The following is a 17,250-nucleotide window of genomic DNA, read 5'->3' as shown; positions in this document are numbered from 1 at the left end:
TTCTGCCGGCGCGGACCGACGCGGTTCCGCCGGCCCCCCGGACTGCAACAAAGCCGGACCTGAAGGCGGCGGCGGATGACGCCGTCGCGCCTAAACGCGCGCCCATCCTGCGTCAGTTCGAACTGATCGAGGCGGTCAAGGCTTATGACCCGACCGCAGACGAGGCGCTGCTGAACCGCGCCTATGTCTATGCGATGAAGATGCACGGCTCGCAGTTGCGGGCCTCGGGCGATCCCTATTTCGCCCATCCGATCCAGGTCGCCGGCATCTTGACCGACTACAAGCTGGACACGGCCACCATCGTCACCGCCCTGCTGCACGACGTGGTGGAGGACACCTCGGCCACCCGGGACGACATCGCCGGGATGTTTGGCGAGGAGATCGCCGTCCTGGTCGAAGGCGTGACCAAGCTGTCGCGGCTGGAGCTCCAGGCCGAACATACGCGCCAGGCCGAGAATCTGCGCAAATTCATCCTGGCCATCAGCCGGGACGTGCGGGTGTTGTTGGTCAAGCTGGCCGACCGTCTGCACAACATGCGCACGCTTCAGTATGTGAAGCCCGAGAAGCGCGAGCGGATCAGCCGCGAGACGCTGGAGGTCTATGCGCCGCTGGGTCGTTCCATCGGCATACATTCCATCGCCTCCGAGCTGGAGGAACTGGCCTTCACCCACCTGAACCCCACGGCCAAGACCGCCATCGAGCGGCGGCTGGAGGCGTTGAAGCTGGAGCATGGCCAGGCCATCGAGGGCGTGGCGGGCGAGGTCGAGCGCGTCCTGTCCGAAGCCGGCGTGCGCGCCCGCGTCTTCGGCCGGCAGAAGACGCCGTATTCCATCTGGCGCAAGCTGCAGCGGAAGTCGGTGGGGTTCTCCTCGCTGTCGGACATCTACGGCTTTCGCGTGATCCTGGAGGCGGAGGACGACTGCTACCGCGCCCTGGGCGTCATTCACCGCGAATGGCCGATGGTGCCCGAGCGGTTCAAGGACTTCATCTCGACGCCCAAGTCGAACAACTACCGCTCGCTGCACACCACGGTCGTCGGCCCGCGCGGCCTGCGCATCGAGATGCAGATCCGCACGGAGGCGATGGATCGGGTGGCCGAGGACGGTGTGGCCGCCCACTGGCGCTACAAGAACCAGTCCTATGGCTTCGACCGCGAGGCGATGGAGAAGGGCGGGGGCCGCGACCCGTTGCAGAACCTGCGTCATCTGGTTCAGGTGATCGAACACGGCGAGGGCGGCGAGGACTGGGTCGAACACGCCAAGCTGGAGATGTACCTGGATCAGGTCTTCGTCTTCACGCCCAAGGGCAAGCTCGTGACCCTGCCGCGCGGGGGGATGCCGCTGGACTTCGCCTACGCCGTCCATACCGAGGTCGGGGACACGGCGGTCGGGGTCAAGATCAACGGCGAGTTGAAGCCGATGCGGACGCCTTTGCAGAACGGCGACGTGGTCGAGGTCGTTCGCGGCGCCAAGCGCGAGGTTCCCGCCGACTGGCGCAGCCTGACCGTCACTGGCCGCGCCCGCTCGGCCATCCGCCGCCACATTCGCACGTCGGAACGCGAAGAGTTCGTCAAGCTGGGCCGCGCGGCCCTGCAGCAGACCCTGACGCGGGTGGAGAAGACCCTGTCCGAGGTGTCGCTGAAGCCCGTTCTGGAAACCCTGGCCGTCACCAGCGACGACGATGTGTTTGAGGAACTGGGTCGGGGCCGCCTGTCGCCCACGACGGTCGCCGAAACCCTGTTCCCCGCCCTGCAGGGCCGTCTGAAGGCCGGGCCGGAGAAACAGCGGATCGAGGGCGGCACGGCCCGCCTGTTCGTACGCGGCGGCGGACTGACACCCGGCGTCTCGGTCCACTTCGGCCAGTGTTGCACCCCGGTTCCGGGAGATCGCATCGTCGGTATCCTGGAACCGGAAACGGGACTGACCGTCCACACCATCGACTGTCAGACCCTGGCCGATTTCGCCGACGACGACTCGGTCTGGCACGATCTGCAATGGACGCCCCAGGCCGAGACGGACGCCGTGGCCGCCGCCCGCATCCGCGCCACCATCCGCAATGCGCCGGGCGTGCTGGGCCAGGTCACGACCCTGATCGGCGAGGCGGGCGGCAACATCATCAACATGACCATGGCCCACCGCCAGCAGGACTTCTTCGACGTGGATGTGGACGTCGAGGTCGAGGACGCCAAGCACGCGACCACCATCATCGCTGCGCTGCGGGCCAATCCGTCGGTCGATTCGGTCGAGCGCGCGCGCGGCGAATGACGGACGAGCCGAAGCCGAACGGGCCCCAGATGGCTTCGCCCTCCTATCGCATGGCGGCGATGGACCAGGACTTCATGCTAGGCGATTCGATGCGCGGCGTGCGCTTCCTGATGGAATACGCCAAGCCGGAAGAGGCCCTGCGCGCCTGGGGCGTGCGCTCCACCATCGTGGTGTTCGGCAGCGCCCGCATCCGCGAAGGCCAGCCCTGGTACGACCAGGCCCGCGCCTTCGGACGGCTGGCGTCGGAGCGGGGCGGGGCGCTGCGGGGGCGTGTCGGCGAACCGCGCGACAATGTCATCGCCACCGGCGGCGGCCCCGGAATCATGGAGGCGGCCAATCGCGGCGCCACCGATGTCGGCGCACCCTCCATCGGCTTCAACATCACCCTGCCGCACGAGCAGGAGCCCAACGCCTATTCGACGCCCGAACTGACGTTCCGCTTTCACTACTTCGCCATGCGTAAGATGCATCTGGCGATGCGGGCCAACGCCCTGGTGGTCTTTCCCGGCGGGTTCGGCACCTTCGACGAAATGTTCGAGCTGCTGACGCTGCGCCAGACGGACAAGGCGCCGCCGGTTCCCATCATCCTGGTGGACAAGACCTATTGGACCTCGGTGATCGGTTTTGACGCCCTGGTCGAATACGGCATGATCGCGCCTTCCGATCTGGACCTGATCGGTTTCGCCGAGGATGCGGAGGGCGTCTGGGCCGAACTGCTTAAGCGTGGCCTGCGGCCCAACGAAAACATCGAATAGGGCTGCGTCCAGGGTTCAATCCGGCGCGTCCAGGGTCTAAGGACGGCGTTCATGAACACCGAAGACGTCCTCAACGAATTCCGCGACGCCGGCGCCCTGCGCGAAGGCCATTTCGTCCTGTCCTCCGGCCTGCACAGCCCGGTCTTCCTGCAGAAGAACCTGGTCTTCATGGACGGCGCCCGTTGCGAGCGCCTGTGCAAGGCCCTGGCCGAGAAGATCACAGCCGCCGTCGGCCCGGTCGATGTCGCCATCTCTCCGGCGGTGGGGGGCATCATCCCCGGCTACGAGACCGCCAAACACCTGAAGGTCCGGTCGATGTACGTCGAGCGCGAGGCCGGTCGGTTCAAGCTGCGTCGCGGCTTCTCGGTCGAGCCGGGCGAAAAGGTCGTGATGGTCGAGGACATCGTCACCACCGGCCTGTCCTCGCGCGAATGCATCGCCGCCATCCAGGCGGCGGGCGGCGAGGTGATCGCGGCGGCCTGTATCGTCGATCGTTCGGGCGGCCAGGCCGACGTGGGCGTGCCCCTGATCGCCCTGGCGTCCCTGTCGGTGCCGGCCTATCCGGCCGACGCCCTGCCGCCCGAACTGGCGGCCTTGCCGGTCGAGGATCCCGGCAGCCGGCGGCTGTCGAAGTGAACCTTTCTGTCTGCGGGAGCTGATATGACCCAGCGCGTTCGCCTTGGCGTGAATATCGACCACGTCGCCACGGTTCGGAACGCGCGCGGCGGCATCCATCCCGATCCGGCCCGCGCGGCCGAGGCGGCCCTGGCGGCCGGCGCTGACGGCATCACCGCCCACCTGCGCGAGGATCGCCGCCATATCACCGATGCGGACATCGACGTCCTGACGGCCCTGTGCCGCGGGGCCGGCAAGCCTTTGAACCTGGAGATGGCGGTCACGGACGAGATGCTGGCCATCGCCCTGCGCCATCGTCCCCACGCCGCCTGCCTGGTTCCGGAGCGCCGCGAAGAGGTGACGACCGAGGGCGGCCTGGCCGTCGCCGGGCATGAGGGCCGAATCGCGCCTGTCGTAAAGGCCCTGACGGACGCGGGCGTGCGCGTCAGCCTGTTCGTCGAACCGTCCGAAGCCCAGGTGGAGGCCGCCGCCGCCGTCGGCGCCCAGGTGGTGGAGTTCCATACCGGCCGTTACTGTCATCTTGGCGATCCGGCCGAGCGGGAGGTGGAGTTCGAACGCCTGGCCGCCGCCGCCGCCCAGGCCGACATTCTGGGCCTGGAGGTCCACGCCGGTCACGGTCTGGACTACGACACGGCGCCGAGGATGCTGGCCATCCGTGAAGTGCGCGAACTGAACATCGGCCATTTCCTGATCGGCGAATCGATCTTCATCGGCCTGGACGCCGCCATTCGGCGGATGCGGGCGGCCATGGATCAGGCGTCATGATCGTCGGGATCGGGGCGGACCTGTCCGACATCCGCCGCATCCAGGCATCGCTGGATCGGTTCGGCGAGCGGTTCAAGTCGCGCTGCTTCACCGAGTTGGAGCGGCGGCGCTCGGACCGAAAGCCCGACCCGGCCTGGAGCTACGCCAAACGGTTCGCCGCCAAGGAAGCCTGCGCCAAGGCCCTGGGCACCGGCATGCGGGCCGATGTCTATTGGCGCGACATGGGGGTGGTGAATCTTCCCTCGGGCCAGCCGACCCTGGCGTTGACCGGCCATGCCGCCGAACACCTGGCCCGCCTGACGCCGCCCGGCCACGAGGCGAGAATTCACCTGACCCTCAGCGACGAACATCCCTATGCGCTCGCCTTCGTGGTGATCGAAGCCTTGCCGGTGTCGTAATCAGGTTATAGGCGTGCGCGACGACCGCGAACACGCGGCAAGGGATGCCTGATCGCATGAGCGAAGACCAAAAGCCTGACGACGCCGACCGCGACGTCACCCCGGAAGAGCGTTTCGCCGCTTCGGAAGCCGATTCTCCTGTATCGGCGGTGCGCGAGCCGACCACGGCCGATCAGACGATCTACGCCAAGACGCCCAAGAGCGCCGCCAAGTCGGCCGCCAGCGAAACGGGCGAGATCTTCAAGACCATCGTCTTCGCCCTGCTGATCGCCATGGTGCTGCGGATATTTCTGTTCCAGCCCTTCACCATCCCGTCGGCCTCGATGGAACCCAATCTGTACGAGGGCGATTACATCGTCGTGACCAAATGGTCCTACGGCTTCTCGAAACACTCGATCCCCTTCAGCCCGCCGCTGTTCGATGGCCGCATCCTGGGCTCGGCGCCCAAGCGGGGCGACATCGTGGTGTTCAAGCTGCCGCGCGACAACAAGACCGACTTCATCAAGCGCGTGATCGGCCTGCCGGGCGACCGCGTTCAGATGATCGCGAACAAGCTCTACATCAACGACAGGCCCGTTCAGGACGTGCTGGTCAGCCGCCGCGAGATCGAGGACATCTTCGGCCCGCGCCCGGTGTCCGAGGTCCGCGAGACCCTGCCCGAGGGCAAGAGCTTCATGACCCAGGACTTCGGCCCCGGTAACGACCTGGACGACACCCCGGTCTATGAGGTGCCGGTCGGCCACTACTTCATGATGGGCGACAACCGCGACAACTCGATCGACAGCCGCGTCGAACAGTCCAGCGGCGTGGGCATGGTCCCGGCCGAGAACCTGGTCGGCAAGGCGCAGATCATCCTGTTCTCGTGGAAGCCCGGCTCTTCGCTGTGGAACCCGGTCAGCTGGTTCAATGTGCGCCTGAACCGGTTCTTCAACGTCCTGCATTGATGGCCAACCTGCGCGCCGAAGCGGTCGCGGCGCTTGAGGCGCGTCTGGGCCATGCCTTCCGCGACAAGGCGCTTCTGGAACGCGCCCTGACCCACGCCAGCGTGGGGGAGGGCGCGCCCGCCGGCGTCCATGGTCCCCGCGACAACGAGCGGCTGGAGTTCCTGGGCGACCGGGTCCTGGGCCTGCTGGTGGCCGACCGTCTGTCGCGCCAGTATCCCAGCGCCGACGAGGGCGAGCTGTCGTCCAGCTTGCATGCTCTGGTCGACAAGGGCGCCTGCGCCCGCGTGGGCGATGCGCTCGGCGTCGGCCCGGCCCTCAGGCTTTCGCCCGGAGAGACCAAGACCGGCGGTCGTCGCAAGGCCGGGGTCATCGCCGACGCGGTGGAGGCGATCCTGGCGGCCGTCTATCTGGACGGCGGACTGGAGGCGGCGCGCGCCGTCTTTGATCGCGCCTGGGCCGACGAGCTGAAAGCACCGCCGTCGCGGGCCGTGACCAATCCAAAGTCCGCGCTCCAGGAATGGGCGCAGGGGCAGGGGCGACCCTTGCCGACCTATCGCGTGGCGGATCGGACGGGTTCGGATCATGCCCCCACCTTCACCGTCGAGGTGAGCGTCCAGGATGTCGAGCCCTTGACCGCGCAGGGCCGTTCGCGTCAGGAGGCTGAGAAGGCCGCGGCTACGGCCCTGTTGAAAAGAGAAGGCGTGATTTGACCGAGATCGAAAACCAGCGGGCGGGGTTCGCCGCCATCATCGGCGCGCCGAACGCCGGCAAGTCCACGCTGGTGAACCGGTTGACCGGGTCCAAGGTCTCCATCGTCACGCAGAAGGTCCAGACCACGCGCTTTCCCGTGCGCGGCATCGCCATGGAGGGCGACGCCCAGATCGTTCTGGTGGACACGCCCGGCATCTTCACCCCGCGCCGGCGTCTGGACCGGGCCATGGTCGCCTCTGCATGGGGCGGGGCCGAGGACGCCGACGTGGTGGTCCATCTGATCGACGCCCAGTCCCACATCGACGCCGAGGGTCGTGACGGCACGGCCGCCGACCGTCGCTCTGCCGAGGACACAGAGACCATCATCGCCAATCTTCAGGCCACGGGAACCAAGGTCATCCTGGCCCTGAACAAGATCGACGGCATGCGCCGCGACACCCTGCTGGCCCTGTCGCAGAGGCTGTTCGAGAGCGGCGTCTATGACGAGGTCTATATGATCTCGGCCGCCAACGGCGACGGGGTGGACGATCTGAAGCAACGTCTGGCCCGCTCCATGCCCCCGGGGCCGTGGCTTTATCCAGAGGACCAGGCCGCCGACGTGCCGGTTCGGGTGCTGGCCGCCGAGATCACGCGCGAGAAGGTCTATCTGCGCGTCCATGAGGAACTGCCCTATTCGGCGGCGGTCGAGACCACCAGCTTCGAGGACCGTCCCGACGGCTCGGCCCGCATCGAACAGACCATCTATGTCGAGCGCGAGAGCCAGCGGCCCATCGTCCTGGGCAAGGGCGGCCAGACCCTGAAATGGATCGGCCAGAAGGCGCGCGAGGAGCTGAACGAGATCCTGGGTCGTCCGGTCCACCTGTTCCTGACCGTCAAGGTCGATCCGAAGTGGCAGGACAGCCGCGCCCTCTACGCCCAGTTCGGCCTCGACTACGACGTCTGAGCCCGTGTTCGTCGTACCGCGTACCGCCGGAGGCGTCCCCCGGCTTCTTCTGACCCTTCTGGGCGGTCTGATCCTGGCGATCATGGTCGGTGTCGGCGTCGCGCGCTGGAAGTCGCCGGCCTATGGCTCCACGACCGCCCTCAGGGCCCCGCCCGCGTCGCGCCCCCCCGTTCAGGTCGTTCAGGACCTGCCGCTTCTGGCCGCCCGCCTGGACCGCGAGGCGGCGGCCGGGCGGTTCATGGGGGCCGTCCTGGTGGCCAAGGGCGACAAGGTCCTGTTTCGCCAGGTCTATGGCAAGGCGAACTACGAGCAGAACCAGCCTCTGACGCTGACCTCGCGTTTCCGCCTGGCCTCCATTTCCAAGCAGTTTACGGCCGCGGCCATCTTGCACTTGCAGGACGAGGGCAAGCTCGGCGTCGACGACCCGGTCTGCAAATGGATACAGCCGTGCCCGGCCGCCTGGGCGCCGATTCGCATCCATCACCTGCTGTCGCACACCTCGGGCATTCCCGACCTGATGGCGCGGCCTTACTGGGGCATGCGCCGCACCACGCCCGCGACGCTGGCCGAGCTGACGGAAGACTCCAAACGGTTCGCTCTTCAGTTCGTGCCGGGAACCGAGATTCGTTACGACAACGCCGCCTTCAACCTGGCCGCCGCCATCGTGGAGAAGGCCAGCGGCCAGCCGTTCCAAACCTATATGCAGCAGACGCTGTTCACGCCCCTGGGCATGACCAACAGCGGCCTGGACCTGGATGGCGCGGACCACGGCGCAATCATGGGCTACGCCAACTATCCCGGCGGGCTGGCGGCCCAGCCGAACGCCAACACCTCCATCGTGGCCGGCGCCGGCGCCGTCTATTCGACCCTGGACGACCTGTTGGCGTGGCAGCGCGCCCTGCACCACGGCGGGTTTCTGAAGCCCGACACCTATCGCCAGATGCTGACCGACCATGCGCCCGCCGACACGAAGGCCAACGAACGGAGGCACAGACGGCGCGACTGGGGCTATGGCGTCTTCGTCAACAGCCTGGGCGAACAGGTCCAACCGGCTTTCCACGACCGCCAGATCTATCATACCGGCAGTTGGGGCGGGTTTCGCAACCTGATGCTCTATCAGCCCGATGCGGAGGTGACGGTGATCGTCCTGTCCAACAATTATCACCTGCGCGATCAGGTCTTCCTGATCAGCCAGCAGGCCATGGCCGAGGCCCTGGGACGGCCATTCCCGACCACCTTGGACCGCTAAGCGTTCAGTTCGGCGCCATCGACCCCGTTTCGACGAACCGCTGGTGCCACGACAGCGCCTCGGTCAGCAGATGCGGCGTCTGCAGCCCATAGGCGCCGGCCAACGCCCTTTGGTGATAGTCGGCCAGGGCGTCGCGGTATGACGGGTGGGCGCAGTTGGCGATGATGACCTTGGCCCGCTGCTTGGGCGACAGGCCGCGCAGATCCGCCAGCCCCTGTTCGGTGACGATGACCTGGACATCCTGGGTGATGTGATCGACATGGCTGGCCATGGGCACGATGGCCGAGATGGCCCCGCCCTTGGCCGTCGACGGCGTCACGAAGCAGGAGATGTAGGCGTTGCGCGCAAAGTCGCCCGAGCCGCCTATGCCGTTCTGGATGCGCGATCCCATAACGTGGGTCGAATTGACGTTGCCGTAGATGTCGGCTTCGATCAGGCCGTTCATGGCGATACAGCCCAGGCGGCGGATGATCTCCGGGTGGTTCGAGATTTCCTGCGGGCGCAGGATGATCTTGCCGCGGAACTGATCCATGCGGCGGTTCAGGTCGTCGGCCGCCTCGGGGCTCAGGGAAAAGGCGGTGGCGGAGGCGACGGTCAGCTTGCCGGAATCCAGCAGGTCCAGCATCCCGTCCTGCAACACCTCCGTATAGGCGGCCATCCGCTCGAACGGGCTGTCCTGCAGCCCGGCCAGCACGGCGTTGGCCACATTGCCGACCCCCGACTGCAGCGGCAGCAGGGCGGCCGGCAGGCGGCCCAGCTTCACTTCGTGCTTCAGGAACTCGATCAGGTGGCCGGCGATGGCCTGGGCGTTCTGGTCCGGCGCGGCGAAGGGCAGGTTGCGGTCCGGCGCGTCGGTTTCGACGATGGCGACGATCTTGGCCGGATCGCAACGGAACACGGGCTGGCCGATCAGCTGATCGGGGCGCGTCAGGGGAATCGGCACGCGCGAAGGCGGCAGGGCCGTGCCGTAATAGACGTCGTGCATCCCCTCCAGCGCCGGGTTCTGCCAGCGGTTGACCTCCAGGATGATCTGTTCCGCCCGGTCCAGCCAGGTCTTGTTGTTGCCGATGGACGATGAGGGGACCAATGAGCCGTCGGCGTTGACGGCCGACACCTCGACCAGAGCCGTGTCCAGCGGCCCCAGGAAACCCTGCCACGCCATCGGCGCGACCTGGCTCAGGTGCATGTCCAGATATTCCATCTGGCCCTTGTTGATCTTGTCGCGGGCGATCGGGTCGGAGTTGTAGGGCAGACGGAACTCGATCCCGTCGGCCTTGGCCAGGGCGCCGTCCAGTTCCGGCCCGGTGGAGGCGCCGGTCCAGACCTTCAGACGGAACGGATCGCCCGCCTGATGCGCCGCCTCGATTCGCGCGGCCAGCGCCTGCGGCGCCGCCTTGGGATAGCCCGAGCCGGTGAAACCGCTCATACCGACGGTCGATCCGGCGGGGATCAGGGCGGCCGCATCCTCGGCGGACATGATCTTGGAGCGCAGGGCTTCGCTTTTCACGCGGGACATCGGAACGCCAGGTCAGCGGCCCGGAGGGGCCAGAACGATTCCGAAGGCTTAACCTTCGGGGTTGCGATGATCCAGCCCGCCGACACCCGTTCCCCCGAACGCGGAACAGGATTAGAACATCACCATGATCCTCGCTCTTCTGGCCGCCTTGGCCCTTCAGTCCTCCACGCCGCCCGGCGCGCCGCCCGATCCGGCTTCCGTCCAGGCCGACTCGGCGGCGCGGGGCAGGGCGGCGCACGGGGCGGCGGCGACGCTGGACCGGATGCACGCCGCGGCTTCGCGCGCGGACGGGGCCGTCTATTTCGACCAGTTCGCGCCCGACGCCCGGTTCATCGGCACGGACAATACCGAGCGCTGGGGGCTGGCGCAGTTCCGCGCCTATGCCGAACCGTTCTTCGCCCAGGGCAAGGGCTGGACCTATCGCCCGCGTCAGCGGTCGCTGACCGTTTCGGACGACTTGGCCTGGTTCGACGAACTGCTGGACAACGACGCCTACGGCGCCCTGCGCGGCTCGGGCGTCCTGTCGCGGCATGGGCCGGACGGCGTCTGGAAAATCGAGCAATATGTGCTCAGCTTCGCCGTGCCGAACGACAAGGCGCGCGCCGTCGTCGGCCTGATCGCCGCCCCGATCCCCTGACGGATTCGGCCCCATGGATTTTCAGGAAGAAGCCTTCGTCCTGTCGGCGCGGGCGCATGGCGACACCGGCGCCGTCGTCGATCTTCTGACGGAAGGCCATGGCCGTCGGGCGGCCTATGTGGCGGGCGGCGCCTCGCGCAGGATGCGGCCCTTTCTTCAGCCTGGCGCGCGGGTGGTCGCCGACTATCGCGCCCGCACCTCCGACCACCTCGGCGCGGCGCGACTGGAGCCGATGGGCGAGGGACCCAGCGCCCTGTTCGACGACGCCCTGGCCCTGACCGGCCTGGCCGCCGCCGCCGCCGTGGCCCAGGGCGCCCTGCCGGAACGCGAACCCCATCCGGGCGTCTTCCTGGCGTTCGAGGCGCTGATGGCCACCTTCGCCCTGCCGTCGGTCTGGCCCGCCATCTTCGTGCGGTTCGAGGCGGGCCTGCTGGACGACCTGGGCTTCGGCCTCGACCTGACCAAATGCGCGGCGACGGGCGGGGTCGATGATCTGATCTATGTCAGCCCCCGCACCGGCCGCGCCGTCAGCCGCCAGGCGGGCGCCCCCTATGCCGACAAGATGCTGAGCCTGCCGCCCTTCATGCTGGGCGCCCAGGCGGGGCTGGTGGAGGGCGACGTGCGCGCGGGCTTCGACCTGACCGGCCATTTCCTGGAACAGTTCGTCTTTCATCCGCTGGACAAGTCCCTGCCGCCCGCTCGCGTGTGGATGCTGGACAAGCTGGGCGAGGCCGGCCGGCTCTAGCTCACGCCAAGGCGGCGCCGTCTTATCCCCAATCGGCGGCGTCGCGGGCTAGACTTCTGGCTTCCGATCCCCGATTCGCAGAGCCATGACGATCCACGCCCCGCCGCCGGAAGGCGGCCGCATCATCGACGAGCCGATGGAGACGGCGCTCAGCCGCCGCTATCTGGCCTACGCCCTGTCGACCATCACCAACCGCGCCCTGCCGGACGTGCGTGACGGTTTCAAGCCCGTGCACCGCCGCATCCTGTACGCCATGCACCAGATGAGGCTGAACCCGCAGGCGGCGGCGCGCAAATGCGCCAAGGTCGTCGGCGAGGTCATGGGCGGCTATCACCCCCACGGCGACGCCTCCATCTACGAGGCCCTGGTCCGCCTGGCCCAGGACTTCGCCCAGCGCTATCCGCTGGTGGACGGACAGGGGAATTTCGGCAACATCGACGGCGATAGCGCGGCGGCCATGCGCTATACCGAGTGCAAGCTGACGCCCGCAGCCGTCCTGCTGCTGGAGGGCATCGACCAGGACGCGGTCGATTTCCGCCCGACCTATGACGATCAGGACGAGGAGCCGGTGGTCCTGCCGGCGGGCTTCCCCAATCTTCTGGCCAACGGCTCGTCCGGTATCGCGGTCGGCATGGCGACCTCCATACCGCCCCACAATGTCGGCGAACTGATCGACGCCTGCCAACTGTTGCTGGAGCGGCCGGACGCGACGACCCAGGATCTGGTCCAGCACGTCCCCGGCCCCGACTTCCCGACCGGCGGCGTCGCCGTGGAGGGCCACGCCTCCATTCTGGACGCCTACGAGACGGGCCGGGGCGGGGTGCGCCTGCGCGCCCGCTGGGAGACTGAGGACCTGGGGCGGGGCGTCTGGCGCATCGTCGTCACCGAAATGCCCTATCAGGTCCAGAAGTCCAAGCTGATCGAAGCCCTGGCCGATCTGATCGAACAGAAGAAGGCGCCCCTGCTGGGCGATGTGCGCGACGAGTCGGCCGAGGACATCCGCCTGATTCTGGAGCCGAAGAACCGCACCATCGAGCCTGAAATGCTTATGGAAAGCCTGTTCAAGCTTTCCGATCTGGAGGTCCGCTTCCCCATCAACATGAACGTGCTGGACGCCTCGGGCACGCCGCGCGTCATGGGTCTGAAGGATTGCCTGCGCGCCTTCCTGGATCACCGGCGCGAAGTGCTGAACCGTCGGTCGCAATGGCGGATCGCGCGGGTCGAGAAGCGGCTGCATCTGCTGGAAGGTCTGCGGATCGTCTTCCTGAACCTGGACGAGGTCATTCGCATCGTCCGCGAGGAGGACCAGCCCAATGCGGTCCTGATCGCCCGCTTCGGCCTGACGGAGGTTCAGGCCGACTTCATCCTGGACACCCGGCTCCGTCAGCTCGCGCGTCTGGAAGAGATGACGATCGAGAAGGAATTCAAGGAGCTGTCGGAAGAACTTGCCAATCTGAGGGCGCTGACCTCGTCGGAAGGCAAGCAGTGGAAGGCCATCTCCAAAGAACTGGACGCCGTCCGCAAGGCCCTGATCTCGCCGCGCCGGACCACGATCGCCGAGGCCGTCGATACGTCCGCCTTCGTCGCGCCCGAAGCCTTCATCCCGCGCGAGGCGATCACCGTCATCCTGTCGGAACGCGGCTGGATCCGCGCCGCCAAGGGCAAGGTCGAGGACCCGTCGGAGCTGAAGTTCAAGGAGGGGGACCAACTGGCCTATCTGGTCCCCGCCTATACGACCGACAAGCTGCTGATCGGGGCTTCGGACGGGCGCATCTTCACCATCGGCGCCGACAAGCTGGCGTCCGGTCGCGGCCATGGCGAGCCGCTGCGCCTGATGATCGAACTGGACGAAAAGGCCGAGATCATCAACGTCCTGGCGCATCAGCCGGGCGGCAAGCTGCTGATCGCGTCCAAGGCGGGCTACGGATTCATCGCGCCAGAAGACGACACCCTGGCCCAGAAGCGCGGCGGCAAACAGGTGCTGAACGGCGAGATGCTGGCCATGCTGCGGGTGCCCAACGCCCCGGCTGGGGATCACGTCGCCACCATCGGCGAGAACATCAAGGCCCTGATCTTCCCCCTGGCCGAACTGCCGGAAATGGGACGCGGCAAGGGGGTGAAGCTGCAGAACTTCAAACAGGGCGGCCTGGCCGATGTGGCGGTGTTCAACGCCGAGACGGGGCCGGAATGGGCGGACGGCGGCGGTCGTCGCCGCAACTGGCCCGACTGGAAGGACTGGCTGGGCAAACGCGCCGGCGCCGGTCGCCAGGGACCGCGCGGCATGCGCAAGTTCAGATAAGAGATCGCGGCTGGGGGTCAGTCCTCCAGCCGCATCCACCCCAGCGGCCGCAGCGCCTCCAGCGGTCGGAACTCGGCCTTGTAGTCCATCTTGGCCGATCCCTGGATCCAGTAGCCCAGATAGACATAGGGCAGGCCCACCTGGGCGGCCTGGCGCACATGATCCATAATGGCGAACCGGCCCAGGCTCCGGCGCTCCATGGCCGGATCATAGAAACTATAGACCATCGACAGTCCGTCCCGCAGCAGGTCCGTCAGGGTCACGGCGACCAGATCGCCCGGCCCTCCGTCCGTCGAGGGCAGGCGATATTCGATCAGATGGGTGCGCACGGCCGTGTCCTCGACCATGGCGACATAGTCCAGCCAACCCATGTCGCTCATGCCGCCGGTCGGGTGGCGCGTGGTCAGATAGCGGCGCAGCAGTTGAAACTGCTCGGTCGTCGCCTCGGCCTCCACCAGGTTACGCGACAGGTCGGCGTTGCGGTTCAGCAGCTTGCGCTGGGATCGGCTGAACGCGAATTCGGCGACCGGCAGGCGCACGGAGACGCAGGCCTCGCAAGCCTCGCACGCCGGGCGATAGGCGATATTCTGGCTGCGGCGGAAGCCGGCGTTGGTCAGTTCGTCATTGACGTGCGCCCCGTCGGAGAAGGGCAGGTTGGCGAACACCTTCCGCTCGGTCTTGCCCGGTAGATAGGGGCAAGGCGCCACCGACGTCATGTAGAAGCGCAGTTGTCGGGTGGGGACGTGCTGGGTCACGCCTCAGTTCCACATCCGATCTGGCCGATTTTGCGACAGAAGGCTCATCGCCCGATTTGGCGTCATTCGGCCCTGGCCCGCAAGTGCTGTCGCAGTCCCGGTCTTCAAGGCCCCAATCCTCACAGGGAGGTGTCCATCGGCAGCACGGGCGCCTCGCGCAGCAGGACGATGGCGATGCGGCGGTTGCCCGCCAGGCTGGGGTCGTCCGGATACAGCGGGTCGGACCCGGCCTTGCCCGCCACCGAATAGACCCGATCCGGATCGACGCCCGCGCCCTGCAGCACCAAACGCGAGGCGTTGGCGCGTTCCGACGACAGACCCCAGTCCGACGGCAGGCTGGCGCGGTTCGATCCGGCCTGGGCGCTGGTATGGCCGGTGATGGAGATACGGTTGGGCAGGCGGTTGATCACCTTGGCGACGGCCCGCAACAGCACCTGGGCGCGCGGGTTCGGTCGGGACGAATTGGTGTCGAACATCGCCCGACCTTCCTGATCGACCAACTGGATGCGCAGCCCTTCGGGCGTCTGGTCCACGATCAGTTGTTTCGACAATTCGGCCAGTTCCGGCATCGACTGCATGGCTTGGCGCAGGGATTCGGCGGCGCTGGCGAACTCGGCCGCCTCGCGTTTCTGCACCTCGGCCTGCAGGGCCGCGTCGCTGGCCGCGCCCAGGCTGGAGCTTGAGCCGGGACTGGTGGTGTCGGGCGCCTGGGGCGCCATCTGTTCGATGATGGCCTGGGAGCCCGAACTCTTGGGGCCGTCGTCGCCCAGGGCCGTGCCGCCCAGGATGCCGCCAGAGCCCGACGTCGTCTCCGAAACGCTGGCCGGGGCGAAATATTCGGCGATGCCCTTCTTCTGCTCGGGATCGGTCGTGTTGATCAGCCACATCAGCAGAAAGAAGGCCATCATGGCGGTCACAAAGTCCGCATAGGCCACCTTCCAGGCGCCCCCGTGATGGCCTCCGCCGGAGACCTTCTTGACCTTCTTGATGAGGATCGGACGATCGCTCACGGACATGGATGCGCATCCCGAGGAGTGTTGTCTCATTTTGGCCCCGACAAGGTTAACCGCGCGTTGACCTTGAACGCGGCGCAAGGCGGGCCTAGTGCGGCTCAAACGCTTGCAGGAGCCTCACATGAAGATCGCTTTCGCCGGCCTGGGCGTCATGGGCGCCCCCATGGCGCGTCATCTGGTCCGGGCGGGCCATGAGGTGACGGGCTTCAACCGCACGGCGTCCAAGGCGCAGGCCTGGGCGACGCAGGCCGGCGCCGCCTTCGGCGCCACAGCGGCTCAGGCGGCCGAGGGCGCAGAGGCCCTGATCCTGTGCGTTGGCAACGACGACGACGTGCGGACGGTCGTAACCGAGGCCCTGCCGTATCTGGCGGCCGATGCGGTGATCGTGGACCACACCACCACCTCGGCCCGCTTGGCGCGGGAGATGGCGGGCCGCGCGGCGACCAGCGGCCGCGTCTTCCTGGACGCGCCCGTCTCGGGCGGTCAGGCCGGCGCGGAAAACGGCCAACTCAGCGTCATGGTCGGCGGCGACGCCGAGGCCGTGGCCCGCATGGCGCCGGTTCTCAACGCCTATTCCAAGGCGATCCAACACATGGGGCCGTCGGGGTCGGGCCAACTGACCAAGATGGTCAACCAGATCGCCATCGCCGGCGTGGTCCAGGGGCTGGCGGAGGCGGTCCATTTCGCCCAGGTCGCCGGCCTAGATACCGACGCCGTCTATGAGGCCGTCTCCAAGGGCGCGGCGCAGAGCTGGCAGATGGACAACCGCTGGAAGACGGCGGCCCAGGGTCGGTTCGACTTCGGCTTCGCCGTGGACTGGATGCGCAAGGATCTGGGCCTGGTGCTGGACGAAGCCCGCGCGAACGGTGCCCGCCTGGCCCAGACCGCCCTGGTCGATCAGTTCTACGCCGAGGTCCAGGCCATGGGCGGAAACCGCTGGGACACCTCAAGCCTGGCGGCGCGGCTGAATCGCTGACGGTTCTTAGAGGACGCTGTCGAGTCCCAGTTCGACGAAAGCGTCGAAATCCCTGTCGCTGTGCAGCAGCCGATAGCCGTCAAGAATGCACCGGGTAGCGATCAGGCAGTCGATGGTCTTGCGGACGGCCACGCCCTGGCGTCGCAACTGTCGAAAGTTCTGGGCAGCCTGATAGGCCGCCTCAACCCCGCCGATGGGGACGATCTCCAGCGTATCGAACAAGCGACGGGCCTGAGCGAAGTCGCGATCCGACGTGAAGCCCTGCAGCACTTCCGCCAGAACCAGATCGCCGATGGCGATCATCTCGCGCCCAAGCGCGGCGTCCAGATAGTTGGTTTGCGGCGTGGAGACGCCTCGGAAATAGTCGATCCAGACGCTGGAATCGACCAGGATCACGCGGCGTCCGTGCGTAGGGCGTCCAGATCGCCCTCCCAGGCCAGATGCCCCCTGTAATCTCGGATTTCAGCCTGCTGGCGCAGGCGAAGCAGGGTCTTGAGTCCCAGTTCGACCGCTTCTCGTTTCGACTTCAGGCCGGTGACGCGGAGCGTTTCCTCCATCAAGGCGTCGTCGATGACGATATTGGTGCGCATGATGTGTATCCAAGGGTGACTTCATACACATCTATCACGCGGCGGCCTGAGACG

18 protein-coding genes are annotated in these 17,250 nt (G+C 67.1%); 13 read left to right on the top strand and 5 right to left on the bottom strand.

Features of this window, described 5'->3' with window-relative positions; translation table 11 throughout:
* The first annotated feature begins 59 nt into the window (after window positions 1-59).
* The 9 genes from QE389_RS03825 to QE389_RS03785 are packed head-to-tail and all read left to right on the top strand — an operon-like array spanning window position 60 to window position 8,665.
* A complete protein-coding gene (locus tag QE389_RS03825; protein ID WP_373458335.1) occupies window positions 60-2,264 on the top strand; it encodes a bifunctional (p)ppGpp synthetase/guanosine-3',5'-bis(diphosphate) 3'-pyrophosphohydrolase in 2,205 nt (734 codons plus the stop codon).
* Window positions 2,261-3,019, top strand: a complete 759-nt coding sequence (locus QE389_RS03820; RefSeq protein WP_307364766.1) for an LOG family protein — start codon at window positions 2,261-2,263, stop codon at window positions 3,017-3,019. The genes QE389_RS03825 and QE389_RS03820 overlap by 4 nt, the downstream gene beginning before the upstream one ends.
* Window positions 3,020-3,070: 51 nt before the next feature.
* A complete protein-coding gene (pyrE, locus tag QE389_RS03815; RefSeq protein ID WP_307364765.1) occupies window positions 3,071-3,655 on the top strand; it encodes an orotate phosphoribosyltransferase in 585 nt (194 codons plus the stop codon).
* Window positions 3,656-3,679: 24 nt separating this feature from the next.
* The gene (locus QE389_RS03810) at window positions 3,680-4,420 is read left to right on the top strand and encodes a pyridoxine 5'-phosphate synthase (protein ID WP_307364764.1); all 741 of its coding nucleotides are present in this window, start codon (window positions 3,680-3,682) and stop codon (window positions 4,418-4,420) included.
* A complete protein-coding gene (gene acpS / locus QE389_RS03805) occupies window positions 4,417-4,818 on the top strand; it encodes a holo-ACP synthase (protein WP_307364763.1) in 402 nt (133 codons plus the stop codon). The genes QE389_RS03810 and acpS overlap by 4 nt, the downstream gene beginning before the upstream one ends.
* Before the next feature lie 56 nt (window positions 4,819-4,874).
* Complete coding sequence (gene lepB / locus QE389_RS03800; protein ID WP_307364762.1) at window positions 4,875-5,762, top strand: signal peptidase I; 888 nt, start codon at window positions 4,875-4,877, stop codon at window positions 5,760-5,762.
* Entirely contained in the window at window positions 5,762-6,472 is a 711-nt protein-coding gene (gene rnc, locus QE389_RS03795) for a ribonuclease III (RefSeq protein WP_307364761.1), read from the top strand. Before lepB ends, rnc begins: the two co-directional genes overlap by 1 nt.
* A complete protein-coding gene (gene era / locus QE389_RS03790; RefSeq protein WP_307364760.1) occupies window positions 6,469-7,416 on the top strand; it encodes a GTPase Era in 948 nt (315 codons plus the stop codon). Before rnc ends, era begins: the two co-directional genes overlap by 4 nt.
* A gap of 4 nt (window positions 7,417-7,420) precedes the next feature.
* On the top strand, window positions 7,421-8,665 hold the full coding sequence (locus QE389_RS03785; RefSeq protein ID WP_307364759.1) for a serine hydrolase: 1,245 nt from the start codon (window positions 7,421-7,423) through the stop codon (window positions 8,663-8,665).
* Window positions 8,666-8,669: 4 nt separating this feature from the next.
* On the opposite strand, the gene QE389_RS03780 is transcribed toward QE389_RS03785, so the two are convergent.
* The gene (locus QE389_RS03780) at window positions 8,670-10,181 is read right to left on the bottom strand and encodes an acetyl-CoA hydrolase/transferase family protein (RefSeq protein WP_307364758.1); all 1,512 of its coding nucleotides are present in this window, start codon (window positions 10,179-10,181) and stop codon (window positions 8,670-8,672) included.
* 124 nt (window positions 10,182-10,305) lie between these two features.
* On the opposite strand from QE389_RS03780, the gene QE389_RS03775 reads away from it, so the two are divergent.
* The 3 genes from QE389_RS03775 (at window position 10,306) to parC (ending at window position 13,862) form a co-directional block, all read left to right on the top strand.
* Window positions 10,306-10,818, top strand: a complete 513-nt coding sequence (locus QE389_RS03775; RefSeq protein WP_307364757.1) for a nuclear transport factor 2 family protein — start codon at window positions 10,306-10,308, stop codon at window positions 10,816-10,818.
* Between the two features lie 13 nt (window positions 10,819-10,831).
* Window positions 10,832-11,563: a DNA repair protein RecO gene (gene recO / locus QE389_RS03770; protein WP_307364756.1), complete on the top strand. Its 732-nt coding sequence runs from the start codon at window positions 10,832-10,834 to the stop codon at window positions 11,561-11,563.
* Window positions 11,564-11,648: 85 nt separating this feature from the next.
* A complete protein-coding gene (gene parC / locus QE389_RS03765) occupies window positions 11,649-13,862 on the top strand; it encodes a DNA topoisomerase IV subunit A (protein WP_307364755.1) in 2,214 nt (737 codons plus the stop codon).
* A gap of 17 nt (window positions 13,863-13,879) precedes the next feature.
* Here parC and QE389_RS03760 read toward each other — a convergent pair whose 3' ends face one another.
* Both QE389_RS03760 and QE389_RS03755 read right to left on the bottom strand, forming a co-directional pair.
* Complete coding sequence (locus QE389_RS03760; protein ID WP_307364754.1) at window positions 13,880-14,617, bottom strand: arginyltransferase; 738 nt, start codon at window positions 14,615-14,617, stop codon at window positions 13,880-13,882.
* A gap of 119 nt (window positions 14,618-14,736) precedes the next feature.
* Window positions 14,737-15,633 carry a flagellar motor protein MotB gene (locus QE389_RS03755; protein ID WP_307364753.1) on the bottom strand — a complete coding sequence of 299 codons (897 nt, stop codon included), beginning with the start codon at window positions 15,631-15,633 and terminating at the stop codon, window positions 14,737-14,739.
* 118 nt (window positions 15,634-15,751) lie between these two features.
* Between QE389_RS03755 and QE389_RS03750 the strand changes: the two genes are divergently transcribed.
* A complete protein-coding gene (locus QE389_RS03750) occupies window positions 15,752-16,606 on the top strand; it encodes an NAD(P)-dependent oxidoreductase (protein WP_307364752.1) in 855 nt (284 codons plus the stop codon).
* A gap of 6 nt (window positions 16,607-16,612) precedes the next feature.
* On the opposite strand, the gene QE389_RS03745 is transcribed toward QE389_RS03750, so the two are convergent.
* The gene (locus QE389_RS03745; RefSeq protein ID WP_307364751.1) at window positions 16,613-17,002 is read right to left on the bottom strand and encodes a PIN domain nuclease; all 390 of its coding nucleotides are present in this window, start codon (window positions 17,000-17,002) and stop codon (window positions 16,613-16,615) included.
* Complete coding sequence (locus tag QE389_RS03740) at window positions 16,999-17,196, bottom strand: type II toxin-antitoxin system VapB family antitoxin (protein ID WP_307364750.1); 198 nt, start codon at window positions 17,194-17,196, stop codon at window positions 16,999-17,001. Before QE389_RS03740 ends, QE389_RS03745 begins: the two co-directional genes overlap by 4 nt.
* Between the last annotated feature and the right edge of the window lie 54 nt (window positions 17,197-17,250).

The organism is Brevundimonas sp. SORGH_AS_0993, assembly GCF_030818545.1.
Classification (GTDB): Bacteria; Pseudomonadota; Alphaproteobacteria; order Caulobacterales; family Caulobacteraceae; genus Brevundimonas.
Note: the sequence above shows the minus strand (reverse complement) of the source record. Positions and strands in the feature narration are given on the sequence as shown.

Excerpts from the sequence above, each read along its gene's own strand:
- QE389_RS03810 (WP_307364764.1), top strand. The coding sequence starts at position 3,680 with ATGACCCAGCGCGTTCGCCTTGGCGTGAATATCGACCACGTCGCCACG.
- recO (WP_307364756.1), top strand. The coding sequence starts at position 10,832 with ATGGATTTTCAGGAAGAAGCCTTCGTCCTGTCGGCGCGGGCGCATGGC.
- QE389_RS03755 (WP_307364753.1), bottom strand. The coding sequence starts at position 15,633 with ATGTCCGTGAGCGATCGTCCGATCCTCATCAAGAAGGTCAAGAAGGTC.
- parC (WP_307364755.1), top strand. The coding sequence starts at position 11,649 with ATGACGATCCACGCCCCGCCGCCGGAAGGCGGCCGCATCATCGACGAG.
- QE389_RS03775 (WP_307364757.1), top strand. The coding sequence starts at position 10,306 with ATGATCCTCGCTCTTCTGGCCGCCTTGGCCCTTCAGTCCTCCACGCCG.
- pyrE (WP_307364765.1), top strand. The coding sequence starts at position 3,071 with ATGAACACCGAAGACGTCCTCAACGAATTCCGCGACGCCGGCGCCCTG.
- QE389_RS03740 (WP_307364750.1), bottom strand. The coding sequence starts at position 17,196 with ATGCGCACCAATATCGTCATCGACGACGCCTTGATGGAGGAAACGCTC.
- QE389_RS03820 (WP_307364766.1), top strand. The coding sequence starts at position 2,261 with ATGACGGACGAGCCGAAGCCGAACGGGCCCCAGATGGCTTCGCCCTCC.
- lepB (WP_307364762.1), top strand. The coding sequence starts at position 4,875 with ATGAGCGAAGACCAAAAGCCTGACGACGCCGACCGCGACGTCACCCCG.
- rnc (WP_307364761.1), top strand. The coding sequence starts at position 5,762 with ATGGCCAACCTGCGCGCCGAAGCGGTCGCGGCGCTTGAGGCGCGTCTG.
- QE389_RS03780 (WP_307364758.1), bottom strand. The coding sequence starts at position 10,181 with ATGTCCCGCGTGAAAAGCGAAGCCCTGCGCTCCAAGATCATGTCCGCC.
- QE389_RS03750 (WP_307364752.1), top strand. The coding sequence starts at position 15,752 with ATGAAGATCGCTTTCGCCGGCCTGGGCGTCATGGGCGCCCCCATGGCG.
- acpS (WP_307364763.1), top strand. The coding sequence starts at position 4,417 with ATGATCGTCGGGATCGGGGCGGACCTGTCCGACATCCGCCGCATCCAG.